Annotated in this window: 20 protein-coding genes and 1 riboswitch; of the genes, 10 read left to right on the top strand and 10 right to left on the bottom strand. The window is 63.4% G+C overall.

Annotated elements, in window-relative coordinates:
- Positions 1-361: 361 nt before the first annotated feature.
- The 3 genes from fliI (at position 362) to VIL88_RS17525 (ending at position 3,541) form a co-directional block, all read left to right on the top strand.
- Positions 362-1,690: a flagellar protein export ATPase FliI gene (gene fliI, locus VIL88_RS17535; RefSeq protein WP_331990914.1), complete on the top strand. Its 1,329-nt coding sequence runs from the start codon at positions 362-364 to the stop codon at positions 1,688-1,690.
- A gap of 50 nt (positions 1,691-1,740) precedes the next feature.
- Positions 1,741-2,154: a flagellar export protein FliJ gene (gene fliJ, locus VIL88_RS17530; RefSeq protein WP_331990913.1), complete on the top strand. Its 414-nt coding sequence runs from the start codon at positions 1,741-1,743 to the stop codon at positions 2,152-2,154.
- A 214-nt stretch (positions 2,155-2,368) separates the two neighbouring features.
- Complete coding sequence (locus VIL88_RS17525; protein WP_331990912.1) at positions 2,369-3,541, top strand: hypothetical protein; 1,173 nt, start codon at positions 2,369-2,371, stop codon at positions 3,539-3,541.
- Positions 3,542-3,652: 111 nt separating this feature from the next.
- Here the strand turns inward: VIL88_RS17525 and VIL88_RS17520 are convergent, their stop codons facing one another.
- Complete coding sequence (locus VIL88_RS17520) at positions 3,653-3,994, bottom strand: hypothetical protein (RefSeq protein ID WP_331990911.1); 342 nt, start codon at positions 3,992-3,994, stop codon at positions 3,653-3,655.
- Between VIL88_RS17520 and VIL88_RS17515 the strand changes: the two genes are divergently transcribed.
- Both VIL88_RS17515 and rpoH read left to right on the top strand, forming a co-directional pair.
- Positions 3,993-5,021, top strand: a complete 1,029-nt coding sequence (locus tag VIL88_RS17515; protein ID WP_331990910.1) for an RluA family pseudouridine synthase — start codon at positions 3,993-3,995, stop codon at positions 5,019-5,021. The genes VIL88_RS17520 and VIL88_RS17515 overlap by 2 nt on opposite strands.
- A gap of 244 nt (positions 5,022-5,265) precedes the next feature.
- Positions 5,266-6,135, top strand: a complete 870-nt coding sequence (gene rpoH, locus VIL88_RS17510) for an RNA polymerase sigma factor RpoH (protein WP_331990909.1) — start codon at positions 5,266-5,268, stop codon at positions 6,133-6,135.
- Positions 6,136-6,865: 730 nt separating this feature from the next.
- On the opposite strand, the gene VIL88_RS17505 is transcribed toward rpoH, so the two are convergent.
- Positions 6,866-7,564 (bottom strand): thiamine diphosphokinase, encoded by a 699-nt coding sequence (locus VIL88_RS17505; protein ID WP_331990908.1) that lies wholly within the window; start codon positions 7,562-7,564, stop codon positions 6,866-6,868.
- Positions 7,565-7,590: 26 nt separating this feature from the next.
- Positions 7,591-7,689: riboswitch (TPP riboswitch) on the top strand.
- Positions 7,690-7,759: 70 nt separating this feature from the next.
- Between VIL88_RS17505 and thiB the strand changes: the two genes are divergently transcribed.
- The 3 genes from thiB to VIL88_RS17490 all read left to right on the top strand — a co-directional run bounded on the left by thiB (position 7,760) and on the right by VIL88_RS17490 (position 11,131).
- Positions 7,760-8,767: a thiamine ABC transporter substrate binding subunit gene (gene thiB, locus VIL88_RS17500; RefSeq protein WP_331990907.1), complete on the top strand. Its 1,008-nt coding sequence runs from the start codon at positions 7,760-7,762 to the stop codon at positions 8,765-8,767.
- Between the two features lie 149 nt (positions 8,768-8,916).
- Complete coding sequence (locus VIL88_RS17495; protein WP_331990906.1) at positions 8,917-10,506, top strand: thiamine/thiamine pyrophosphate ABC transporter permease ThiP; 1,590 nt, start codon at positions 8,917-8,919, stop codon at positions 10,504-10,506.
- Positions 10,493-11,131: an ATP-binding cassette domain-containing protein gene (locus tag VIL88_RS17490; RefSeq protein ID WP_331990905.1), complete on the top strand. Its 639-nt coding sequence runs from the start codon at positions 10,493-10,495 to the stop codon at positions 11,129-11,131. Before VIL88_RS17495 ends, VIL88_RS17490 begins: the two co-directional genes overlap by 14 nt.
- A gap of 55 nt (positions 11,132-11,186) precedes the next feature.
- Here the strand turns inward: VIL88_RS17490 and VIL88_RS17485 are convergent, their stop codons facing one another.
- Positions 11,187-13,196 carry a hypothetical protein gene (locus VIL88_RS17485; protein ID WP_331990904.1) on the bottom strand — a complete coding sequence of 670 codons (2,010 nt, stop codon included), beginning with the start codon at positions 13,194-13,196 and terminating at the stop codon, positions 11,187-11,189.
- Between the two features lie 48 nt (positions 13,197-13,244).
- A complete protein-coding gene (locus VIL88_RS17480; protein WP_331990903.1) occupies positions 13,245-14,534 on the bottom strand; it encodes an adenylosuccinate synthase in 1,290 nt (429 codons plus the stop codon).
- Positions 14,535-14,689: 155 nt separating this feature from the next.
- On the opposite strand from VIL88_RS17480, the gene VIL88_RS17475 reads away from it, so the two are divergent.
- Positions 14,690-15,646 carry a DMT family transporter gene (locus tag VIL88_RS17475; RefSeq protein ID WP_331990902.1) on the top strand — a complete coding sequence of 319 codons (957 nt, stop codon included), beginning with the start codon at positions 14,690-14,692 and terminating at the stop codon, positions 15,644-15,646.
- Between the two features lie 214 nt (positions 15,647-15,860).
- Positions 15,861-16,532, top strand: coding sequence for a hypothetical protein (locus VIL88_RS17470; protein WP_331990901.1), 672 nt, complete (start codon positions 15,861-15,863; stop codon positions 16,530-16,532).
- Between the two features lie 187 nt (positions 16,533-16,719).
- On the opposite strand, the gene serA is transcribed toward VIL88_RS17470, so the two are convergent.
- The 6 genes from serA to ftsH all read right to left on the bottom strand — a co-directional run bounded on the left by serA (position 16,720) and on the right by ftsH (position 25,158).
- Positions 16,720-18,303: a phosphoglycerate dehydrogenase gene (serA, locus tag VIL88_RS17465; RefSeq protein ID WP_331990900.1), complete on the bottom strand. Its 1,584-nt coding sequence runs from the start codon at positions 18,301-18,303 to the stop codon at positions 16,720-16,722.
- Positions 18,304-18,456: 153 nt separating this feature from the next.
- Complete coding sequence (locus VIL88_RS17460) at positions 18,457-19,629, bottom strand: phosphoserine transaminase (protein ID WP_414650165.1); 1,173 nt, start codon at positions 19,627-19,629, stop codon at positions 18,457-18,459.
- 84 nt (positions 19,630-19,713) lie between these two features.
- The gene (locus tag VIL88_RS17455; RefSeq protein ID WP_331990899.1) at positions 19,714-20,760 is read right to left on the bottom strand and encodes an ATP-dependent DNA ligase; all 1,047 of its coding nucleotides are present in this window, start codon (positions 20,758-20,760) and stop codon (positions 19,714-19,716) included.
- 117 nt (positions 20,761-20,877) lie between these two features.
- Positions 20,878-21,621 carry a hypothetical protein gene (locus VIL88_RS17450; protein ID WP_331990898.1) on the bottom strand — a complete coding sequence of 248 codons (744 nt, stop codon included), beginning with the start codon at positions 21,619-21,621 and terminating at the stop codon, positions 20,878-20,880.
- A 147-nt stretch (positions 21,622-21,768) separates the two neighbouring features.
- Entirely contained in the window at positions 21,769-23,112 is a 1,344-nt protein-coding gene (gene glmM / locus VIL88_RS17445; RefSeq protein WP_331990897.1) for a phosphoglucosamine mutase, read from the bottom strand.
- Between the two features lie 117 nt (positions 23,113-23,229).
- Positions 23,230-25,158 carry an ATP-dependent zinc metalloprotease FtsH gene (gene ftsH, locus VIL88_RS17440; protein ID WP_331990896.1) on the bottom strand — a complete coding sequence of 643 codons (1,929 nt, stop codon included), beginning with the start codon at positions 25,156-25,158 and terminating at the stop codon, positions 23,230-23,232.
- Positions 25,159-25,637 lie beyond the last annotated feature (479 nt).

Genomic DNA, 25,637 nt, shown 5'->3' with positions numbered 1-25,637 from the left:
CTACTGGATATGACTGAACCCTAAGCCCAAATAGTTAACAAAGTTTAATTCACTTGGGCAATACGCAAACAGCGTTAGGATGAATTAAGTTTAAGTGATTGAAATCTTTAGGTTAATTGAACGTATTTTTCTTAAGAAAATGGTTTAAGAAGCCGCTCTAAGCGACTCTTTCGACTCGGGCAATTGTGGCGATGTCAGGGGTTTGCCGGATGATCTACGCAATGCTGCGGACAGACCGGCCCAAACCGTGAAATAGCGCCATTTGCTTAACAATGCGTTACCCTGTGATTCGGCGAGGGTGACGAATCGAGCCTTGCGGAAACCATACCGGCCGCTCGAACGAACGGAACATGACAGCAGCATGAAGGCACTGATCTCTGCTATTGACGCAATCGACGATGTCGAGGTGTTCGGCCGGGTCAAATCAGTGCAGGGCCTGCTGATCGAGATCGTCGGCCCGGTGCGTGAGCTGCGTGTCGGCGGCCGCGTGCAGATCGAGACCGTCAACGACGAACAGCTGGCGGCCGAAATCATCGGCTTCAAGGATGGTCACGCCCTCTGCCTGCCTTTCGGCCAGCTCGGCGGCGTCCGCCTCGGCTGCAAGGCCGTGTTCCAGCGCAATGACGGCTCGGTCTTTCCATCCGAGGCCTGGCTCGGCCGCGTCATCAACGCCAATGGCGAACCCATCGACGGCCTTGGCCCCCTCCAACGCGGCGCCAGGCCCTTCCCCCTCCGCCAGGATCCGCTCCTCGCGCATGACCGCGTGCGTGTCGGCGATCCGCTCAACCTCGGCGTCCGCTGCCTCAACACCTTCACCACCCTTTGCGAAGGCCAGCGCATGGGCATCTTTGCCGGCTCGGGCGTCGGCAAGTCGGTGCTGATGTCCATGCTGGCCCGCAATACTGATGTCGACGTTTCCGTCATCGGCCTCATCGGTGAGCGCGGGCGCGAGGTGCACGAATTCATCCAGGAGTATCTGGGCGAGGAAGGCCTGCGCCGCGCCGTGGTCGTAGTCGCCACCTCCGATGAGGCCGCCCTGATGCGCCGACAGGCCGCCTATATGTCGCTGGCGCTTTCCGAGTTCTTCCGCGACCAGGGCAAACGCGTCCTCTGCATGATGGACTCCCTCACCCGCTTCGCCATGGCGCAGCGCGAGATTGGCCTTGCCATCGGCGAACCACCCACCGCCAAGGGCTATCCGCCCACCGTTTTCACCGAATTGCCACGCCTGCTCGAGCGCGCCGGACCTGGAACGCCTTCGACCGGTTCCATTACCGGACTATTTACCGTTTTGGTGGAAGGTGATGATCACAATGAGCCTATTGCCGATGCCGTGCGCGGCATTCTCGATGGGCATATTGTGATGGAGCGCGGGATTGCCGAAAGGGGTCGTTACCCGGCGGTCAACGTGCTCCGGTCCATCTCGCGCACCATGCCAGGGTGTGTTCCGGCCGATTTTCGGCCTGTCCTGGCCAAGGCGCGCGAGCTCATGTCCATTTTTGCGGACATGGAGGAGCTGATCCGGCTGGGGGCTTACCGGAAAGGGTCAGATCCGAAAGTGGACCGCGCGATCGCCATCAACCCGGCACTTGAGGCTTTTCTAAGTCAGAGCCGGGAAGATACGACATCGATTGCCGAGGGCTATGAAATGCTCAGGGCCATCGTGGAGCAGGCGGGCGCGGCAGGCTGATGGGGCGGACTCCGCCCCGGAACTGACTTGGTGTGTAAGGAGTACAGGTCTTGAAATCGCGCAGCGAGAGCCTCATCCGGCTCAAGAAGTTCCAGGTGGACGAGAAGCGCCGTCAGGTCGCCCAGATCGAGATGATGATCAACGACTTCGAGCGCATGGCGTCCGAACTCGACCAGCAGATCGAGATCGAGCAGACCAAGACCGGCATTTCCGATGTCGCCCACTTCGCCTATTCGACCTTTGCCAAGGCGGCCATGACCCGCCGCGACAACCTCCTGGCCTCCGCCAGCGACATGCGCGGCAAGCTCGAGGCCGCCCAGGACGCCCTGGCCGAGGCGCTCGAAGACCTCAAGAAGGTCGAGCTGCTCGACCAGCGCGAGCATCAGCGCGAAGCCGCCGACCAGCTCAAGGCCGAGCAGGCCGACTACGACGAAATCGCCCGTCTCCGCTTCTCGCGCCAATAGGTGCTGACGGAGCCGTTCTGCCTTGCTGCCTGGCCCGTGCGGCCGGGCCGTCACGCCTTGGCAACTCACCACCCACTGGGGAATTACCCTGCGGGTGACGCCGGGCGCGCAACGCGTTAGGGTTAACCGGGAGCAAATCTGGTCAGCCGCCCGGGCTGGTGCCAGAACAGAACTGCCCGTATGCCTTGCGCGTGCGGAGCGCCGGAGTTGGGCAATGGTCATCGAGAACATCATGTATTTCGCGCTTGGCCTCCTCGTGGCGGGCCTCGTGGCGCTGATCCTCCTCCCCGCCGTGTGGAAGCGGGCCGTGCGCCTGACCAAGCGCCGCATCGAGGCCGCCACGCCCATCACCATGGCCGAGTTTCGTGCCGACAAGGACCAGCTGCGCGCCGAATTCGCCCTCTCCACCCGCCGTCTCGAAATGAATGTGGAGCAGCTGCGCAAGCGGCTGGCCGAGCAGCTGGGAGACGTCAACCAGAAGCGCGCCGAACTCGGCACGCTCAAGGCCGAGCGCGATCAGCATCTCTCCATCGTCCGCGAACTCGAGGCGCGCGAGGCGGAACTGCGCGCCCGCACCACCGAGCTCGAGCGCGAAGCCACCGACCTCGCCCAGCGCCTGCGCATGCGCGACAGGGAACTCGGCACCCGCAACGAAGAGCTCGAAAAACTGCGCCAGACCCTGCGCAGCACCATTCCCCAGGGCAGCGACGAGCTGGCGCTGACCGGCGACTATGACGAGGACGTGGCCAAGCTGAGCACGGCCTTGGCCATCGAACACAAGCGCTCGACCTTTCTTGAAGAGCAGGCCCGCAGCCTGGTTGCGCGCCTTGAAACCTCCGACCGCCGCAGCGCCGAAGTCACCGCCGCCATCGCCGCCATGCGCGAGGCGCTGGCCAAGCAAGCCGACCAGAGCAGCAGCGACAGCGAGAGCCTCGTTGCCGCCGAAGCCCGCATCGCCAGCGCCGAGAGCCGCCTCACCGCCCTTCTGGCCGAAACAAGCCAGACGGTGGAGCGCAGCAATGGCCGGGCCGAGCAACTCCTTGCCGAAAAGCTGAGCCTTGAAGCCGAACTCGAACAGCTCCGCGGCAAGGTGAGCGGCGTCGAGTCCGCCATCCTCGCCGATTGGGACACCGAGCGCATGGAGGAAGCGCATCTGCGCGAACGCCTCAACGACATCGCCGCCAGCGTCAGCCGGCTGGTCTATGCCGTGGATCGCGACGGCGAGGTGCCGGTCGGGGTGGAAGAAAGCCTCTTTGACCGCGTGCAGCGCTTTGCCGATGACGGCGTCGGCAGCGACCACCTGCCCGCCACCCCCGCCAAGGGCCAGCGCAAGGGCGGCTCCGTCTCGGACCGCATGACCGCCCTCCGCGAAATCCAAGGCCGCTGACTGCCCACCAGCCGTCACCCTCGGGCCTGACCCGAGGGCTCTTCACTGGACAATGCCCGCGTAAGCACAGAACTCTCGCATCAAGCCCAAGGCTGACGATCGGAAGATCCCCTACTCCCCGATCACCACGTCCCGCAGCTTCTCGCCCGTCCGTCCATCATAAAGCGTCAGCACCGTGGCCCCCTCCAGCCGGTAGGTTACGTTGACCTGCCCGTCGCTGACCAAGGCCGAGACGATCTCCGCCCCTGCCGGCACTGAAACCTCGGCCGCCACGGTCGGCGGTGGCTGGTCGCGCATCACGCGATAGACAAGGGCGAAGGCAATCGCCATAAAGCCCAGCAACAGGGTGCCCATCGAGATCGCAAACGAGCGGCGCGCCTTCGCCAAAGCGGCGAGTGCCTCGGGCGACAGTGGCGCCTCGGGCTTTTGCTCTCTCTCGTCAGGATCACTCATGGCTGAAAATACCGTTGCAGATTTCGAGGGCGACGAAGTCGAAGTCGTGGTCGATGCCGAGATGGCCGGCGGGCGGCTCGATGCCACGCTGGCCCGGGTGCATACCGTGCTGAGCCGCAACCGCATCAAGGACCTGATCCTCGAAGGCGCCGTCAGCATCGATGGCAAGACCGTCAGCGAGCCCAAATACCGGCTAACGGCAGGCGAGACAATCACTCTTCTCGCCCCGCCCCCCGAAGATGCCGACCCGCAGCCGCAGGACATTCCGCTCGATATCCTGTTCGAGGACGACCAGCTCATCGTCGTCAACAAGCCCGTCGGCATGGTGGTCCATCCCGCGCCGGGCTCGCCCGACCGCACCCTGGTCAACGCCCTCCTCTTCCATTGCGGCGATAGCCTCCAGGGCATCGGCGGCGTCAAGCGCCCCGGCATCGTTCACCGGCTCGATCGCGACACCTCCGGTGTCATGGTCGCTGCCAAGACCGAAACGGCGCACAAGCACCTGTCGGCCCAGTTCGCCGACCATGGCCGCACCGGCCCGCTCCACCGCGCCTATCTCGCCTATGTCTGGGGCTCCACCGAAACCGCCAAGGGCACGGTCGACGCGCCGCTGGGCCGCGACCAGAACAATCGCCTCAAGCAGGCCGTGCGCCGGGATGGCCGCGAGGCCATCACCCACTACTTCGTCGAAGCCCGCTTCGGCGGCGAGGGTTGGGACATCACGCGCGTCCAGTGCCATCTCGAAACCGGCCGCACCCACCAGATCCGCGTCCACATGGCCCATATCGGCCATCCCCTGGTCGCCGACACCGTCTATGCCTCGGGCTACGCCACCAAGATCAACCGCCTGCCCGCCGACGTGGCCCAGCCGATCCTCGCCTTGGGCCGCCAGGCGCTCCACGCCGCCGAGCTCGGTTTCGAACATCCGGTGACGGGCGAAGAAATGTTCTTCGAAGCCGACCTGCCCCCCGATCTGCAGGCGCTCGACGACGCCCTCCAGAACCACGACAAGGCCTTCGCCCGGTAGCGCCACGCACCGATTCACCGCATGGTGATTGAACCCCGGTCCCTGCCCACGCGTAATATCTGTGGACCGCAATGCAAGGGCTGGAACCCTTTCGCATTTGTAACGTTTTGGCGCGTTCTTGCTCTTACATTCGCCAGATTGCGTCCTATATATTCATCGTCGTTTGCCGATGGGCCGTTTACGGCCATCGCGTCAGGCACATTTCTGCCCGCGCAATGCGGGGGATTGAGAAAGGGGTGCGTCCATGGCCCAGACAAATTTGCCGGTGCTTTCAGCCGAAGGTGGCTTGAGCCGTTATCTTCAGGAAATCCGCAAGTTCCCCATGCTGGAACCGGATGAAGAATACATGCTCGCCAAGCGCTACAAGGAACATACCGATCCGGCGGCAGCGCAGAAGCTGATCACCTCCCATCTCCGCCTCGTTGCCAAGATCGCTATGGGCTATCGCGGCTACGGCCTGCCCATTTCCGAGGTGATCTCGGAAGGCAATGTCGGCCTCATGCATGCCGTCAAGCGCTTCGAGCCCGAAAAGGGCTTTCGCCTCGCCACCTATGCCATGTGGTGGATCCGCGCAGCCATCCAGGAATACGTTCTGCGGTCATGGTCGCTGGTCAAGATCGGCACCACCGCCGCCCAGAAACGCCTGTTCTTTAATCTGCGCAAGGTCAAGGGCCAGATTGCCGCTCTGGACGATGGTTCGCTCCATCCCGACCAGATCAAGCAAATCGCCACGACGCTCAACGTCACCGAGGACGATGTCGTGTCGATGAATGCGCGCCTCTCCGGCGACGCCTCGCTCAACTCGCCCATGCGCGCCGATGAAGGCACGTCCGAGTGGCAGGACTGGCTGGTCGACGACACGCCCAGCGCTGAAACCACCCTGGGCGAAAGCGAGGAATATACCGAACGCATGGGTCTTCTGACCAATGCCATGGATGTCCTGAACGACCGCGAACGCGCCATCTTCCACGCCCGCCGCCTCCAGGAAAACCCGGCAACGCTGGAAGAACTGGCCCAGCAATACGACGTCAGCCGCGAACGCATCCGCCAGATCGAAGTCCGCGCCTTCGAAAAAGTCCAGGACGCCGTCAAGGAAGCCGCCGCAGCGCACTAGCTGGGCGACGGAGAAAACAAAAAAGGCGGGCGCAAGCCCGCCTTTTTTGTTGCGCCGGATTCGCAGTCGTCTCCCTCCCCCTTGAGGGGAGGGATCAAGGGTGGGGGTTCTGCGCTATCCACCCGCTCAGGCGTCAGTCAATCTGCCGGAACCCCCACCCTCACTCCCTCCCCTCAAGGGGGAGGGAAGCTCGTTCTGTGGATGGCGCGAGATAGAGCCACAAACACCGCACGGCACCTCCCCCTTAAGGGGGAGGACGGGAGGGGGCGTGGTTTAGCCACCATCGACCGGCTTACCCACCATCCTCACCCCACCCACCAGCCGTCACCCTCGGGCCTGACCCGAGGGCCCTGCACTTGCGGAGCGCGAGTTGAAGCAAAGCTCCCTTGGATCAAGCCCGAGGGTGACGTTCAGCTGTTGAATGCGTCACCGCCCAAACAAACTTATCCCCACCCCCTCCTTCCCAGCATATCCTCCCCCCATCCACCCCGCGCAGGCGGCCTGCAGGCGACAGTGGCGGGAGTGGGCCGGGCGCATGGCAACGTCAGCCAGGGCGGGTCGAGGCATGGGCCGGTATCTCTGCGAGCGTTGGAGATCCCGCGAGTCCCGTGTCCGGCGTAAAACCGGACGTCCCGAGACGGCAATCGTCTCACACTATAATCCCACAGAGGCGAAAGCCGTCTCGGGATCCGCCTTCGCAGCCGGTCTGCGAAGCAATCGAAAACCGCGTTCAGGCGGCGCTTCCGCACGCCCCAACCAAGTCCCACAGCCGTTCCTTGCGGAGGATCAGCAGCCATGGCGTTTCGTCTTCCGGCACCACCTCCACCAGGCCGCCGGTCCCCTCGTTGGACGTGCCGATCAGCCCGCCCGGAGCCAGCGTGTGCCCATCCATCGGATAGAACAAACCCGTCGAAGAACGGAAGCGGATCGGCAGCAGCGGATGGATCGAGACGCGCTCGCGCAGACCGGCATCGAAGCGGATGGGTCCGATCACGGCCAGTGCCACGTCCACCTCGTCCACGAGAAGGAGCTTGCGCTTGGGCGCATATTGGAGAACGGCACTCAGCGCCGCCAGCGTATGGTCGAGCCGCTTGCCTGTCATGCCCAGCGCCAGCGTCACCGGCGCCTGGGTCGAATAGAGCGCCTTCTGGAAGTCCGTCGTGATCTGCTCGGGAATATGGATCACCCGCGTCCGCTGTTCCCAGCCCGCACGATCCTCGAGCGAATCGAGGTCGCCGATGATCGCCGCCGGCACGAGGCCCGCCGCCCCCATCGCATCCGCACCCCCATCGGCGCCGACCAGGGTCACACCACGCCCGGCCAGCTCCAGCAGCAGCGCCGGGTCCACGGCGCCGCCGCCGACAATGGCCAGCGGCCCGTTGCATACAACTATGGGCGCGTCCGCCCGGGGCACGGAAGTGTCTTGCACTGCGACAAAGCTCTCATTAGATGTGGGGCGTCTCGCTGGGGTGTTCCGGAGTTTTCCGGAGCTGAGAGTTACCCATTGAACCTGAACCAGGTCATGCTGGCGGAGGAAGTTCGAGATGGCAAGAGCGTCTCGACGTTCCCACCATTGACACCTGCCCCTTCACTCATGGCCGCAAACCACCTGAAGGGATGACCCATGGTCAAATCCACCCGTCTCGCGCTTGCGGTCCTTTCCGGACTGCTTGCCTTCCCCGCTCTGGCGCAGGATGCGCCCCAGCTCACCATCTATACCTATGACGGCTTTGCCGCCGAATGGGGCCCGGGCCCGCAGCTCAAGGCCGGCTTCGAGGCGATCTGCGGTGGCTGCACTGTGGAATGGATCGCCGCCGACAGTTCCATCGGCACCCTGCGCCGCGCGCAGCTCGAAGGCGACACGACCGAGGCCGACATCATCCTGGGTCTCGACACGGCCGTGGCCGGTGAAGCGCGCGAGACCGGGCTCTTTGCCGATCACGGGCTGGAGCTGACCGATCTCGCCCTGCCCGGCGCGTGGACGGACGAACAATTCGTGCCCTTCGACTATGCTCACTTCGCCATGATGTACGACACCGACACCATGGAGACGCCGCCCACGTCCTTCGAGGAGCTGATCGCCCTCCCCGACGAGATCAAGATCACCATCCAGGATCCGCGCTCGGCCACGCCCGGCTTTGGCCTCGTTCTCTGGATCAAGGCCGCCTATGGCGATCGGGCCGCCGAGATCTGGCAGGGGCTCAAGCCCCATATCCTCACCGTCACCCGCGACTGGAGCGAGAGCTACGACCTCTTCCTTTCGGGCGAAGCCGACATGACGCTGAGCTACACGACGTCGCCCTCCTACCACATCATCGAGGACGGCGACGAAACCATCAAGGCAGCCCTCTTCACCGAAGGCCACTATCCCCAGATCGAAGTGGCCGGCATCCTCAAGTCCTCCGATCAGCCTGAACTGGCCCGCCAGTTCCTCGAATATCTCCTGTCGAGCGATGCGCAGAACACCATTTCGCACACCAACTGGATGTTCCCGGTGACCGATCTGGGCGATGCACAGGACCCGGCCTTCGCCACCCTGCCGCAGCCCAAAAAGACGCTGGGCTTTACCGACGAGGAAATCGCCGCCAACCGCCAAGCCTGGATCGACGAAATGCTGGCAGCGATTCAGTAGAGGTCGGGAGAGAAAGCGGACGTGTCCATCTCAACCGCGATCGTCACCCTCGGGCTCGACCCGAGGGGTCTTCCCCTGTGGAGCGCCGGTCAAGTACAGTCCCCTCGGGTCAGGCCCGAGGGTGACGGTCGGAGCCTGGAACACTGCCCGTGCTGACCCTTCCCCACCGCCCCCTCCGCGTCGCAGCCGCCTGCACCCTGGCCGCAGCCGTAGCCACGCTGATCGCCCTCGTCCTGTGGTCCATTCTCGCCGCCGCCACCCAAGGCAGCGCCGGCTCCCGGGTCGACGTCCTTCACCTGCTGCGCATGACCGCGCTGCAGGCCGGCCTAACGACCATTCTGTCCCTGCTGGTGGGCGGCGCCCTCGCCTGGGCCTTGAACCGGCTCCGGTTCCCCGGCCGCGACTTCGTGGTTGCCCTTTTCGCCTCCGCCATCGTCACCCCGGGCATGGTCGTGGCCTTCGGCCTCCTCTCCCTCTGGGGCCGCAATGGCTGGATCAATCAACTGAGCGAGTGGCTCTTCGGCACCGCGCTCGGCAATCCGGCTTTCGGCCTTTCCGGCATCCTCCTTGCTCATGTCGTGCTCGACGGCGCCTTTGCGGCGCGCATCATGCTGGCGCGGCTCGATGCCATCCCGGAAGCGCGACTCAAGATCGGCCAGTCGCTTGGCCTGTCACCCTGGCAGCGCTTCCTCCTCCTTGACTGGCCTGCCCTGCGCGGCACCGTGCCCGGCGTCGGGGCCATCATCTTTCTTCTCGCTTTCACCAGCTTCCCCATCGTCCTGATGCTGGGCGGCGGGCCTGCCAACCAGACGCTGGAAGTGGCCATTTATGCCGCCGTCCGGCAGGATTTCGGCCTGGTCGGCGCGGTCAACCTGGCCGCGACGCAAATTGCTGTCTGTTCGCTGGTCATCCTTGCCGCCTCCGCACTTGCCCCCATCCCGGCAAACTTCGGCAGTTCCCGCCCGCCGGTCTGGCAGGACGCGCGGAGCGCGCGGCTCCTCCAGTGGCTGGTGCTGGCAATCTGCTTCGTCGGCTTCCTCCTGCCGCTGCTTTCCGTCTTGGTCGACGGCCTGGGCGCTGGCATCGGTGCCGTGGTCGCCCGACCCGCCTTCTGGTGGGCAGCCCTCAGCAGCTTGGTGATTGGTTCGGCATCGGCCCTTCTGACGCTTGGGCTTGCACTCGCCCTGGCCCTGGGCCGGGGCGCGAGCGGCCGTGGCCCCATGCGCACACTCCTGGGCGTTCCAGCCTTTGCCTACCTTGCGGTTCCCGCAGTGGTCCTGTCGCTGGGCTTCTTTCTCCTTGTGCGCCGCCTGGGCCTGCCCACCGAGATGGCTGCCCCCTTTGTCGTCGTCCTTGGCAACAGCCTCCTGGCGCTGCCCTTTGCCATGGCAACGCTCGGCCCGCCGCTTGAAGCCATCGCCCGCAGCCGCGGCAAGCTGATCCGTTCGCTGGGCCTCTCGGGCTGGCAGCAGTTCGCCTTGGTGGAATATCCCCTGCTCGGCCGCGACATCGGCGTCACCCTTGCCCTCTCCTTCTGCTTCTCGCTGGGAGACCTGGGTGTCATCGCGCTTTTTGGCACGCAGGATTTCCAGACCCTGCCGCTGATGATGTTCCGGGCGCTCGGCTCCTATCGGGGGAACGATGCCGCCGCCATCGCCGCCATTCTCCTTCTCGGCACCATCATCGTTTTTGTCGGCCTGCCCAAGCTTCTCGAAAGAACCGCCAATGCTGCGCGTTGACCACCTGACCTTCGCCCATCCCGGCCAGCATCAGCCCTACACCTTCTCCCTTGAGGCTGAGGCGGGTGAAGTGACCGCCATTTCCGGCCCCAGCGGCTCGGGCAAGTCCACCCTGCTCGACCTCCTTGGCGGGTTTCTCGCCCCACTGTCCGGCACGATCGAGCTCGACGGCGCAAACCTCGTGCCCCTGCCGCCCGAGCGGCGGCCGCTGTCCCTGCTTCTCCAGTCCGAAAGCCTCTTTGAACACCTCAGCGCCGCGCAGAATGTGGCACTCGGCCTGCCGCGCAATACCAGTCGCGACGAGGCAGCCGACAGGATCGCTGCGGCGCTGGGGGAAGTCGGCCTCGAAGGTGTCGGACGCCAGCTGGCGAGTACCCTGTCGGGTGGACAAAAGCAGCGCGTGGCGCTCGCCCGCACCCTGCTTCGCGCCCGCCCAATCCTCCTTCTCGACGAGCCCTTCTCGGCCCTGGACGACGAAACCCGCCACGTCATCCGCGACCTCGTCGGCACGCTGACTAAAGGGCACGGCTGGCACACGATCCTGGTCAGTCACCATGCCGACGACGTCGCTGCCCTGGCGAGCCGGCTTTATGTGCTCGATGCCGGACAGTTGCTGCTGGCGTGACCGCAAATAAAAACCCCCGGCACGATGCCGGGGGTTAAACTTGTTTTCCTGGGTTCTACTGGGCCCAGGCGGTAAAGACCTTCTCGAACAGTGTCTGCGCCGCATCGTCCTTTTCGAGGGTAATGATGGCGTTGCGTCCGGTGCCATAAACCACCGCCAGATCCATCCAGCGCCGGGTCCGGAGCAGATCTGTATTGGTTGTTGCATCAGCCGGCGTCGCACTGAGTGCAAACAGGAAGGAGTTGCCCACAACCCGCGCCGACGCCCCGACCAGGGCCGTCCCAGGCACCAGTTCCTCGTCCTTGAGCAGCACGCCCGGAAGATTGGCAATCGTGCCGCCGATAAACGTATCGGAGACCTCGAAATCCACTTCCATCAGGTGGCTGGCTGGAAGGCTCGGATCGGAATTCTTGCGGATGGTGATATCGACACCGAGATTGCGCGCAGGAATGCTGGCGCTGCCCTTGAGGGTGGGCAGGCCAAGCTCGTCCTCGCCTTCGCTCCACTCCACGGTGCCCGAGAAGGGTACGGCGCCCGTGGTGCCATCCTGGCTCGCTTCCAGCAGCAGCGACTGGCTGCCCGCAAGCACAGCCGGGTCGACGGAAGCCGCAGGATCATCCGCTGCGACTTCGGCCGGCGCCTCGATGCCAGGCAGGCGCTCTTCGGTCTTTTCCCCGCCCGTGCCAATATCGGGCAGTACCGTTTCGCTGCCGTTAGGCGTCACAGGCTCCGGCGTCGGCTCCAGGCGCTCGTCTGCGGAGAGCCCACTAAGCTCCGGATCGGTGATGGTCGGGTTGGCGTCCGGAGACGTGTTGCCCGGCCCGGCCGCGCCTTCGGTATTTTGGACCGGATCAAGCGTCGGCGTGGCCGGCGCGGCGTCTGCCGTTTCGGTCACCGGCGCCTGCGCCTGGCCAAACATCTGGTCGAGGTCGACATAACCTTCGCGCCACGCCCAGAAGCCGGCGCCACCAACCCCAGCCAGGAGAATGGCGAAGACAACAAGGAATATGGTCAGTCCGGTGCCGCTGCGCTGCGTCCCGGGATCGGCAGGAGCTGCGTCATCGACGGCTTCGGCAGGGGCAGCCGCGGCGAAGCTGTTTTCATCGCGCAGCGGCAGCAGGGGTGTAGCCTCTCCGCGTGCTTCGCGGTCGAGGGTTTCGATGGCGCGTTCTATAGCGCCCTCGGCTTCGCTGGCGTCCCGCTCTACCTCGACTTCGCGGATGGTCGAAAGCGCCTTGTCTACCGGCAGGGCACCAGAGACGGCGATCGGTGCAATCACCTGCTGGCGTGCCGTGGCGGCATTGCCGACGGCAGGTTCAGCCCGCATCGTGGTGCGCAGCGGCTCGACCATAGCGTTGGCGGCGAGAGGCCCCGCAGCTTCCCGGCGCGGCTCAAAGCTCGGCATGCGAGCGGGCTCGATCGTCCGTACATTGGCGGGTGGAATAAGGGGTGACGTGGGACCCGTCTTGGCCGCCTCTGCGCGGGCTACGATGGACGGCAGGGTCGGCCCCTCGCGCACGGCTTCCGGCTTTGGCGCAGCAGGCTCGTTCTTGACCAACCTAACCGGAGCCCCGGATGTCTCGGCGGCCTGCGCGATTATGTCCTCGATGGACATCACATTGCGGGCAGGTGCCTCGGGCTCGGGAGCTTCAGCTGGTTCCGCGGCCTCCTCCGGCTGCTCGACTTCGGGTTCTTCCACTTCGTTCAGCGGAGTCTCCGCCGATTGAGGTGTCTCTTCGGACTTAGGCAGCTCGGCCGGCCGGAGCGGCATGGCCTCGGCGACTGGTCGCACGACGGGCGGAGCCGCAGGCGTGCGCGGCGGAGCGACGCTGTCGCGCCCAAGCGAAATGATGGCTTCGCTTGCCTCCTGCTCCACCTGGCGGATGCAATCTTCGAGCTGCAGGCGGTGCTGGGTGATGTCGCGGGCCGGCAATGGCGGATTGATGGCGCGCAACTGCCCGACAAGAGCCGAGCGCGCCTTCTCGTAGACTGCCCGGCGGGCGGCCCCATTGTTTTCCGGAAGCGCCGAGATGGCCCGGCGCAACAGCTCCTTGTAGTCCGCCATTGGTTAGTTGGTACTCACAATTGCAGCGACACGTTGTAACAAAAAAACTCAGTCTTGGAATGGGTCAACGACAAGGATGGTATCGAGCCGCTCCGGTGAGGTGGAGAGCATGGCCACCGGTGCGCCGATCTGCTCCTCGATATAGCGGACATACTTGATCGCCTGCGCCGGCAGGTCTGCCCAGCTGCGCGCGCCGGCCGTGGTTTGCGACCACCCTTCCAAGGTCTCGTAGATCGGCTTAACCCGCGCCTGTGCCCCCATTGAGGCCGGCAAGTAATCGATACGTGAGCCATCAAGCTCGTAGCCGACACAGACCTTGATCTCCTTGAGCCCGTCGAGCACATCGAGTTTGGTGAGAGCGATGCCGGTGATACCGGAGGTCTTGACCGTCTGGCGCACCAACACCGCATCAAACCAGCCGCACCGGCGTGGACGTCCGGTATTGACCCCCACTTCGCGGCCAACGGTCGCCAGATGCTTGCCGATCTCGTCGTCGAGTTCGCACGGGAAGGGGCCTTCGCCGACGCGGGTCGTATAGGCCTTGGTAATGCCCAGCACATAGCCGATCGCGGTGGGCCCCAGCCCTGAACCGGCAGCAGCCTGGCCGGCAACGGTATTGGAGGACGTAACAAAAGGATAGGTGCCGTGATCGTTGTCGAGCAGAGCGCCCTGCGCTCCTTCGAAAAGGATGCGGGCGCCGGCTTTGCGCTTGTCGTCTAGCACCTTCCAGACCTGGTCCATGAAGGGCAAAATTTCGGCGGCAACGGCCGTTAGCTCGTCAAAGATTTTCTGCGCTTCGATTTCGACCAGGCCCATGCCACGGCGGAGCGCATTGTGATGGCCAAGGAGCCGCTCGATCTTGACCATCAAGGTGTCGGGTTCGGCAAGATCGATCAGGCGGATCGCGCGGCGGCCGACCTTGTCTTCATAGGCTGGCCCGATGCCGCGCTTGGTGGTGCCGATCTTGAGCCCGGAATTGCTATCTTCGCGGATGGCATCGAGTTCGCGATGCAGCGACAGGATCAGCGGAGCATTGTCGGCAATGCGCAGGATTTCGGGAGTAATCTTCACCCCCTGCCCGCGCAGCTTGGCCATTTCCTCAACGAAATGATGCGGATCGACGACGACGCCATTGCCGATGACGGAGAGCTTGCCCTGCACTAGGCCAGATGGCAGCAGCGCCAGCTTGTAGCTCACACCGTCAATGACCAGTGTGTGGCCGGCATTGTGGCCGCCATGGTAGCGCACCACCACATCGGCGCGCTCGCTCAGCCAGTCGACGATCTTGCCCTTGCCCTCGTCGCCCCACTGCGAGCCGACGACAACCACATTAGCCATGAAACAACCTTCTCCGGATATGTCCGATTGGGGCCGGCCTGCGTGCCGCACCCGAACTGATGTTTGGACGTCCGTCCCCCCGGCTTCCTTTGGCAGGTTTTGCCGGCGGCCGAATAACTGCTAAGTCCGATTGTCCTTACATCACCCAGGCCACGATGACAAAGCCGCTAGACCATGAAAATCGCGGCATTTATGCCCGACTGCTCGACCAGCCCTATTTGCTCCTGCTGCTAGCGCCGCTCTTTTGGGGCGGCAATGTCGTCGCGGCAAAACTGGTGGTTGGAGAAATCGATCCTTTCCTGCTGCTTTCAGCGCGTTGCGTGGGCGCGACGCTGTTCATCCTTCCCTTCTCCTGGCGCTACATGCAGCGGGATTGGTCTACCATCCGGCGCACGTGGCCACTGGTTATGGGCTTCGGCGCACTCGGCTATGCCCTATACAATGTCCTGCTCTATGTGGGACTGACGACCACGACCGCCGTCAATTCCTCCATCGAGACCGGCGCCCTGCCGATGATGATTCTCCTTGCCAACTTCATCGTCTTTCGCGTGCGCGCCACCATTCTGCAGATCCTCGGAGTAGTGATCGCAATTTCCGGCGTCATGCTGACGGCAACCCACGGCGACCTCGGCCGTATTCTGACCCTCGACATTAACGTGGGTGACGGCTTCGTCCTTTTGGCCTGCCTGACCTATACCGGCTATACGCTGGCCCTCCGATTTCGACCCCAGATCCACATGATGAGCTTTATGGGGGTTGCCTTCCTTGGTGCCGCTTTGACCGGCCTCGTCATGCTGCAGTTGCTCGGTCCTGGACTTGCGAGCTATGCCACCATTCCGTCCATGTCTCCAAAAGTCTGGGCAGTCCTCGCCTATGTCATGGTGTTCCCATCGATGTTCAGCCAAGTCTTCTATGCCCGCGGCGTGGACCTCGTCGGCCCCAATCGTGCGGCCCCGAGCCACAATCTCATTCCTGTATTCGGTGCAATGGGTTCGGTGTTGATCCTGGGAGAGCGGCTCGAGCTGTACCACTATCTTGCCGCGGCCATCATCATTGGCGGCATCGTCCTTGCTGAGTGGGCAGCGCGGCACCGAAAAACCCATCTCAGCTGATTTGGTCGAACCTGGTGCGGCTTCGCCCTTGACGAGGCCAGTATTTCCCCGTGCGCCAAGCACCTTCCAAGGCAATGGCCTTGGGGCTATGATCAGTGGCTTAGTCTTCTTAGTGCCTGTCTGTCCTTCTTCGGGGGATTCGACCATGAGCCACAATGGGGAAACTACGACTGGTGATCACCAGGCTGCGCGGCATTCGCAGCTGAGCATTCGGATGATCGCCCGCATCGCTCTACTGGCAATCCTGCTTGGCCTGGTGATGCAAGCACTGGTGATCTTCGCACGGTTACTCGGTGGCGGTAGCCTGCCGGGCATAGGTGCCCTTGCCGACCTAGTGCAGAGCGTTACCTGGGCTCTGTTCGTCTGCATCGGCGTGTCAATTGGGGTCGCGATCGGCAAGGCGCGCAAGGCTCTCGCCGGCCTCATGGGCTTGGTCTTTGCTCCGGCAGGGTTAGCGGTGGCCAAGGCAGCACAAAAATCAACGCTGACGCTGATCGATGCCATGGAGCAGCCAGTGGTCGTGCCACTTGCAACCGTTGGACTGATCCGGGCGGTTGAATATGGACTGCTTGCCTGGACACTTACGGTGCTCGCCGAAAGGGAGGTCAGCCGGGCCCCTCCTTATCTGCTGGCCGGCGCCATCACCGGCATCGTTTTTGGCGGAGGGCTGGTGGCATTGACTGGCCAAACGCTGCGGGCTGCTGACCAGGTTTTCGCATTGCCGCAGATGGTTGGAATGCTGGTCAACGAGATCGGCACGCCACTTGGATGTGCACTGGTGATCTTTATCGGCCAGATAGTGCCACAACACTTCAAGACTTACGCGCAGCGTCTCCCGGCCAATCAACGAGCCCCAACTAACCACCGCGATCGGCCAAGCGCTTAGCGCCGGAAGTCAGTGGCGTAGTCTTCGACAGTGAGAAAGCAGAAGTGTACCAGCCCAGCGAATTCCTTGAAATCGCGCGCCAAATGGCCATGAATCTGATAGATGAGCTGTAACCACCCCGCTATAACTGGAGGAGGTCTGACAGCGATGGGCGCTGCCAGGCCTCCGTTCCCGCCACGGCGCAGCGTTAAAAGCGCAGTGCCTTGGCCTGCTTGACGCCCTCGAGCTTGGTGATCTCGCCGAGTTGCTCTTCGGTCAGCGTTCCGTCAATGGAAACCAGCGCGATGGCGTCGCCGCCGATTTCGGCGCGGCCGAGATTGAAGTTGGCGATGTTGATACCCTGCTTGCCAAGCAGCGACCCGAGGCGGCCGATATGGCCCGGCTTATCTTCATTGGTCACATAGAGCATCGAGGGCGCCAGTTCGGCTTCCATGTTGATGTCCTTGACCTGGATGACGCGCGACTTGCCATTGGCAAACAGCGTTCCAGCAACGGCCCGTTCGTTCTGCTCGGTAGTGACGGTCAGGCGGATATAGCCTTCATAGGCGCCCTGCTGGTCGCGCGTGGTCGTTTCCACAGCGATCCCGCGATCCTTGGCGATCTGGGGCGCCGAGACCATGTTGATGTCACCTAGCGAGGGCTTGAGCACACCATTGATGGCGGCAGCAACCATCGGACGGGTGTTGAGCTGCGCCACGGTCCCTTCGAATTCAAGCGTGATGCCGGTGATCGCGGTGTCCGTCAGCTGGCCGGCAAACGAGCCCAGCTGCTCGGCAAGCTTGACCCATGGCGTCAGGATCGGGGCCTCTTCGGCCGAGATCGATGGGAAGTTCAGCGCATTGGTGATTTCGCCTGTCATCAGATAGGCCGAGATCTGTTCGGCGACCTGCAGCGCGACATTTTCCTGCGCTTCGGTTGTCGAGGCGCCAAGATGGGGCGTGCAGATGACGTTGGGCAGTTCGAATAGCGGGTTGTTCTGCGCCGGTTCTTCCAGGAACACGTCGAGCGCGGCACCGGCCACCTGGCCGGACTTGAGCGCGTCGTAGAGCGCGGCTTCATCGATCAACCCGCCACGGGCGCAGTTGATGATGCGCACGCCCTTCTTGGTCTTGGCCAGGGTCTCGGCATTGAGGATGTTGCGGGTGGCGTCGATCAGCGGCGTATGGAGCGTGATGAAGTCGGCACGCGCTAGCAGTTCGTCGAGCTCCACCTTTTCGACACCCATGGTCTGGGCGCGTTCCGGCGTCAGGAATGGATCGAAGGCGACGACCTTCATCTTGAGGCCGAGGGCACGGTCGGCAACGATCGAGCCGATATTGCCGGCGCCGATCAGGCCGAGCACCTTGTTGGTGACTTCGACACCCATGAAGCGGTTCTTTTCCCACTTCGAGGCACGGGTGGAGGCGTCGGCCTCAGGCAACTGGCGGGCGAGAGCGAACATCATGGCAATGGCATGCTCGGCCGTGGTGATCGAATTGCCGAAGGGCGTGTTCATCACGATGATGCCCTTCTTGGTCGCGGCCGGAATGTCGACATTGTCGACACCGATACCAGCGCGGCCGATCACCTTGAGATTGGTCGCCGCCGAAATGATCTTTTCGGTGACCTTGGTGGCCGAGCGAATAGCAAGGCCATCATACTGGCCGATGACTTCGAACAGCTTGTCCTTGTCCTTGCCCAGATCGGGCAGGTAGTCGACCTCGACGCCATTGTCCTTGAAGATCTGGACGGCGGTGGGGCTGAGCTTATCGGAAACGAGAACCTTAGGCATGGGGTATTCCCTTTGCATCTGTGTTGGGGTGAGAACCCCCACCCGGCCTCCCCCTGGGAGGGGGAGGAGTGGCTCCGAGCTTGGGCAATATTGGGCCGCCAACTCGATCAGCCCCTCCCCCTAGAGGGGGAGGTTGGGTGGGGGTGCCGGAAATTAGGCTGCGGCCTTGAGCTCTTCGGCAAAGGCGTAGTCGAGCCAGGGCGTCAGCGCCGCGAGATCGGCAGTCTCGACCGTGGAGCCGGCCCAGATACGCAGACCGGACGGGGCGTCCTTGTAGGCGCCGATGTCATAGGCAACGCCCGCCTTGTCGAGCCGTGCAACGATCGCCTTGGCAAAGGCGGCCTGCTTGGCGTCGTCGAGCGCAGTGATCGCCGGATCGACGATGGACAGGCAGACCGAAGTGTTGGAGCGCGTGGCCGGATCCTTGGCGAGGAATTCAACCCAGTCGGTCTTGGCGACCCAATCGGCCAGCACCTTGAAGTTGGCATCGGCACGCGCCTGCATGGCCTGAAGGCCACCCAGGGACTTGCCCCATTCCATGGCATCGATGGCGTCTTCGATGCAGATCATCGAGGGCGTATTGATGGTTGCGGCCTCGAACACTTCCTCGAGCAGCTTGCCGCCCTTGGTCAGACAGAAAATCTTGGGCAGCGGACGGTCGGGCTTGAAGGTTTCGAGCCGCTCGACGGCGCGCGGCGACAGGATCAGCACGCCATGGGCGGCCTCCCCACCCAGCGCCTTCTGCCAGGAGAAGGTCACCACGTCGAGCTTGGCGAAGTCGAGCTTCTGCGCAAAGGCGGCCGAGGTCGCGTCGCAGATGGTGAGGCCTTCACGGTCAGCCGCAATCCATTCGGCATCGGCGACCCGGACGCCCGAGGTTGTGCCGTTCCAGGTGAAGACCACGTCGCGGGCGAAATCGACCTGAGCAAGGTCGGGCAACTCGCCATAGGGCGCCTTGATGATGCGGACGTCATCAAGCTTGAGCTGCTTTTGAACGTCGGTGACCCAGCCTTCGCCGAAGCTCTCCCAGGCGAGCATGTCGACGCCGCGGGCCCCCAGCATGCTCCAGAGAGCCATCTCGACGGCACCCGTATCGGATGCAGGGACAATGCCGATGCGGTAGTCGGCGGGAACTTCGAGCAGTTCACGCGTCAGGTCGATGGCGCGCTGAATGCGGGCCTTGCCGGGCTTTGAGCGATGCGAACGGCCGACCAGCGCATTGCTAAGCGCTTCAACCGTCCAGCCAGGACGCTTGGCACAGGGGCCCGACGAAAAATTCGGATTAGCCGGTTTCACCGCCGGCGCGGTCAGGGGCATTGCAGCCATCTTCAGCGACCCTCCCAGGTCTATGCGTCTTGCGTTAGGGCAAGATGTCCTGAGGCGGGGAATACGCCCGATAGACCGACGCCGTCAATGAGTCTTTTGGCGTGGTGGTGCAGAAAGGACTGCCCCGATAACCTCATCCGGCGCTGCGGGCTGGGCCATCTGGTCGAAGGTGCACTGCTCGGGCGCCTTGTCCGGGCGCCAGCGGTGGAGGCGGGTACCATGGCGGAAGCGGCCGCTGGTGACTTGGTCGTAAAGGACCTCAACCACCAGGTCGGGGCGGAGCGGCACCCATTCGGCCGATCGCTCCGTGGACCAGCGGCTGGGACCACCCGGGGCATTGCCGGTAAAGCCGGTGCCGCCCTTGAGCGCCTCGAGCTTGCGGGTAAGTTCGGGCTTGTCCTTGGCCGCAATGGCGGAGGTGAAGCCGACATGGTCGAGCTTGCCCTCGCCGTTGTAGAGCCCCAGCAGGAGCGAACCAACCTGCTCCGAGCCCGTGCCATAGCGGAAGCCGCCGACCACGCAGTCGGCCGACCGGATGCGCTTGATCTTGCGCATGGCGCGTTCGCCGCTGGCGTAAGGCTCATCGAGGCGCTTGGCGATGACGCCATCAAGTTCGGTACTGATGTCCTCGAACCATTGACGCGCCACAGCAGGATCCGTGCTGACCGGCGAGAGGCGCAAGCGGGGATCTGAAACGCCTGCCATATAGCGTTCGAGCTCTTCGCGGCGGCGGGAGAGCGGTTCATCAAGATAGTTGGTGCCGTCGAGATGAAGAAGATCGAAGGTAATCAGAAGTGCCGGTGTTTCCGCCGACAACTTGCGCACCCGGCTCTCAGCGGGATGGAGGCGGTTTTGCAGCGCGTCGAATGAGGCGGCGCCGTCGAGTGGGATGATGAGTTCGCCATCGAGCATCACGCTCTCTCCGGGAAGCGCTCGGACCAGATCGACGATTTCCGGGAAGTAGCGCCCTAGCGGCTTGCCCGACTTAGCCCAGAGGTCAGCCGAGCCGCCCTGTTTGACAGCAATACAGCGAAAGCCATCCCACTTGGGTTCGAACTGCCATCCGCTGTCGCTGGGAAAGTCCTCGACGGCTTTGGCTTCCATGGGCGGCACAAAGGCGGGCTTGGTCATGGCATGTCTCCCCTTCAGCAACGCACACGAGGGAGACGACGTTGCCGGTCATCCGCCCAAAGCAAATCGGCGCCCCATGTGGAGCGCCGATTATAGTCGACGGAGAGTGACCGGGGATTAGTTGAAGCGGTAGCGGAGGGTACCGCGCACTTCGTGGATGAAGTTGTCGTTGATGAAGTAGGGGCCCTGTGTCACGCCGAGAGCATTGCTGCCATTGCTGAACTGCGGCATGTAGATCATGCGGTAGCCCAGATCGGCGACCATTGCGCCCATGTCGTAGGTGACGCCGGTCATCAGCGCACCCGCGGCCGTGAAGGAACCGCCATCGGGATCGTAGCCGGTGAAAGGACCACGGCTTTCGAGCCAGTTGTAGGCGCCACCAAGGCCGGCACCGACATAGGCGCCGAAGCCACCCTGGGCGGAACCGTAGTCGCTGAAGCCGAAGTCGTAGTAGACGTTGGCGAGAGCAACCGTCGAACGCAGGTTGAGCTGCTGACCGCGGGAGTTGGCGAGACCGGAATTGTAGGTGTGGTCGACCGTGACGTCGGCACGGACGCCGGTGCCGGTTTCGTAGCCGAAGCCGCCGCCGAAGCTGTAGCCGTAGCCGTTTGCGGTGGCAGATTCAGTGACGACGGTGCCGACGGGAGCGCACCCACCGGCGGGCGGGCAGAAGAAGTTCTGGTTGCGCGCCCAGAGCAGGTTACCGGCGGCGCTGCCGCGGAGATAGAAGGAGCCCTGTACGCCGTAATCCACATCGGGGATCTCGATGATCGGGGGATATTCGGGGAAATCGGCGGCGACTGCCGCGCCGGCGACCAGCGTGGCTCCTGCCACCATAATTGCTGCAATTAGCTTGCGCATGAAAAACGTCCTTGGGTTGCCACGACACCAGTCGATTAAGCCCAATATTGAACATTTTCCTTAAAGCAGGCTTAACCCTACGTCTTAACCCTAACAATTGCTGGCTGACGCCTATCGTTAACAGCAAGTAAACGCAAGTTGTTCCGGCTAGGCGACATCCCGAATAGCGGCCTCAACTTGGGCAACGACGGTGGAAACCAGCGTGGCATCGTCCGCCTCACCCATGACGCGGATGACCGGCTCGGTGCCGGAGGCGCGGACGACCAGGCGCCCCCCTGCCCCCAGCATGGCCTCTGCATCGGCGATGGCCTGAATGACCAGCTTGTGCTCGAGCGGCTTGCCCGCCTTGAACTTGACGCTGCGCAGGAGCTGCGGAACCTTGGTGAAGCGGGAACAGATTTCCGAGACGCTCCGGTCCTGCTGCTTGAGCACCGATAGCAACTGCAGGGCCGCCACAAGGCCATCGCCCGTCGTGGTGAAGTCCGAAAGGATAATGTGGCCGGACTGCTCCCCACCTACATTGAAGCCCTTGGCGCGCATGGCTTCGAGCACATAGCGGTCACCCACCTGGGTGCGCTCGAGCGTCAGGCCCAGCGAGGTCAGATAGCGCTCGAGACCCAGATTGGACATGACGGTGGCGACGATGCCGCCGCCCTGAAGCATTTCCCGCTCCATCCAGCTCTGGGCGATCACGGCCATGAATTGGTCGCCATCGACCACCTCGCCCTTTTCATCGATGATGATGACGCGGTCGGCATCGCCGTCGAGCGCGATGCCGATATCGGCGCGCACTTCCTTGACCTTGGCCGACACGGCGTCCGGCGCGGTGGAGCCCACCTTGTCATTGATGTTGAAGCCATCGGGACGGTCGCCGATGGTGAAGACCTCAGCGCCCAGCTCCCAGAGTGCGACCGGAGCGACCTTGTAGGCCGCGCCATTGGCGCAGTCGAGCACGACGCGCAGGCCTGACAGGTCGGTGTTCCGCGGCAGGGTGCGCTTGGCATATTCGATATAGCGGGTGCGCGCCTCTTCGTCACGATGGGCGCGGCCGATGGCGCGGCCATGCGCCAGTGACTTAGACATATCGCTGTCGATCAGTTCCTCGATCTCACGCTCTACGTCGTCGCTGAGCTTGTAGCCGTCGGGGCGGAACAGCTTGATGCCGTTGTCTTCGTAAGGGTTGTGCGAGGCCGAGATCATGACGCCGAGGTCGGCGCGCAGGGAACGGGTCAGCATGGCGACGGCGGGGGTCGGCATGGGCCCGAGGAGATAGACATCCATGCCAACGGCGGTGAAGCCGGCGGTCAGCGCCTGTTCCAGCATATAGCCGGAACGCCGGGTATCCTTGCCGATGACGACGCGGTTGCGGTGGTCGCCACGCACGAATTTCTGGCCGGCGGCCATGCCCACCTTGAGGGCCAGTTCGGGAGTCAGCTTTTCGCCATTGGCAAGGCCACGGATACCGTCGGTGCCGAAATACTTGCGTGCCATTCTGCGCTGTCCCGTCTCAGACCGTCTGCGGTCCGGATAATACCACTTTTTGCGGCATAGCGGAAAATGGGGAAAGGCAAAAGGGCCGCCTTGCGGGCGACCCTCCGATTGTTTGCCTCAGCTGTTGGGCTGCGGTTCGAGACCCGGCTCGGGCGGCGCATCGGGGCGCTTCTTGCCCGACTTGCCGGCGGACGGCACGCCGCTGGCCTTGGTGGTGGGCCCGTTATCGTCCGGGCGGATCGGCTGCACGCCATCCATCAGGGCGCGGAGCTCGTCGCCGGTCAGGGTTTCGTATTCCAGCAGCGCCTGGGCAATGGCTTCCCACTGGTCGTGGTAGGTGGTGAGGATCTCCTTGGCGGAGGCCTCCCCGTCCTCGATCAGCTTGCGCACTTCCTGATCGATGATGCGCGCCGTGTCGTCCGACATGTGCTGCGACTGCGTCACCGAATGGCCCAGAAACACTTCCTGGTCATTGCTCTTGTAGCGCACGCGACCGAGCTTTTCGCTCATGCCCCATTCCATGACCATGGAGCGGGCGAGGTTGGTCGCCATCTGGATGTCGCCCGAGGCGCCCGAGGTCACCTTTTCCGGACCGAACTTGATGATCTCGGCCTCGCGGCCGCCGAACAGCATGGTGAGGCGGGCCAGGGCCTTTTCACGGCTGAACGAATAGCTGTCGCTTTCGGGCAGCGTCATCACCATGCCCAGCGCACGGCCGCGCGGGATAATGGTGGCCTTGTGGATCGGGTCGATGCCGGCGACCTTGAGGGCGATAATGGCGTGGCCGGCTTCATGGTAGGCGGTCAGCTTCTTTTCGTCCTCGGACATGGCCATGGTGCGGCGCTCGGCGCCCATCATGATCTTGTCCTTGGCGTCTTCGAATTCCTGGTGGGTGACGAAGCGCTTGTTGCGCCGCGCCGCCATCAGGGCCGCCTCGTTGACGAGGTTCATGAGATCGGCGCCGGAGAAACCGGGCGTACCGCGGGCGAGGACCTTGAGGTCAACGTCGGGTGCCAGCGGCACCTTGCGCACATGGACCTTGAGCACCTTTTCGCGACCCGAGACGTCGGGGTTTGGCACGACGACCTGGCGGTCGAAGCGGCCGGGACGCAAGAGCGCGGGGTCAAGGACGTCCGGACGGTTGGTCGCGGCAATGAGGATGATGCCTTCATTGGCCTCGAAGCCGTCCATTTCGACCAGGAGCTGGTTGAGGGTCTGTTCGCGTTCGTCGTTACCGCCGCCCAGACCTGCGCCACGCTGGCGGCCGACGGCGTCGATTTCGTCGATGAAGATGATGCAAGGGGCGTTCTTCTTGGCCTGCTCGAACATGTCGCGGACACGCGAGGCGCCGACGCCGACGAACATTTCCACGAAGTCGGAACCAGAAATCGTGAAGAAGGGAACGTTGGCTTCGCCGGCGACCGAACGGGCAAGGAGCGTCTTACCGGTACCCGGAGGGCCGACCAGTAGCACACCGCGCGGAATACGGCCGCCGAGGCGCTGGAACTTGCCGGGATCGCGCAGAAATTCGACGATTTCCTCCAAGTCCTGCTTGGCTTCGTCCACGCCGGCGACGTCCTCGAACGTCACCTTGCCATGCGTTTCGGTCAGGAGCTTGGCGCGCGACTTGCCAAAGCCCATGGCGCCGCCACGGCCACCGCCCTGCATCTGGCGTATAAAGAAGAACCAGACGCCGATGATGACGATGAAGGGCAGCCAGGAGGAGAGGAGGATGGACCAGAACGGGCTCGATTCCGGCGCCTGCGCCGTGATCGAGACGTTCTTTTCTTCGAGGCGCGTGATGACGTCGGCACCGGCGGGCAGCACCGTTTCAAACCGCGTGCCGTCGCGCAGCGTACCGGAAACGACGTCATCGGTGATGGTCACGCTGGTGACGCTGCCGGCTTCGACATCGTTGACGAACTGCGAATAGCTTTTGTCAGCAACCGAAATAGACCGGCTGGACGACTGAAAGACCTGGAACAGGCCCATCAGCATGAAGAGTATGACCAGCCAGATGGCGAAGTTGCGGAAGTTTCCGTTCATCAATCCTGTCCCGGAGAAAGCGGCACCAGAAGGCGCGCCGCATGTGCCGAATGTATGTCCGGCATTGGGGCGTTACAAGGGCAAGACCTGCGGCCCTTTGGGCGCTCCGTAAAGGCACATTGTGGCGATTGGGTTAATACGCGGCCGATTCCGAAGGTTCCATCACGCCACGACAAAACGCCGCCTCGAACGCGGTTGTGACGCCATGCGAGCATAGCTCTCATGGCCTTCTTGCCTTGAAAGGCTCCACCGGAGCCTTTCATCTGCTTCGCAGAGCAGCTGCGAAGCGGATCCCGAGACGGCTTTCGCCTCTTGAGATGATTTAGTGTGAGACGATTGCCGTCTCGGGACGTCCGGTTTTATGCCGGACACGGGACTCGCGGGATCTCCAACGCTCGCAGAGATTCCGGCCCATGCCTCGACCCGCCCTGGCTGACGTTGCCATGCGCCCGGCCCACTCCCGCCACTGTCGCCTGCAG

The sequence above is a fragment of the Devosia sp. genome (assembly GCF_036563435.1).
Taxonomy (GTDB): Bacteria; Pseudomonadota; Alphaproteobacteria; order Rhizobiales; family Devosiaceae; genus Devosia.
This window is presented reverse-complemented; position numbering and strand designations above follow the sequence as displayed.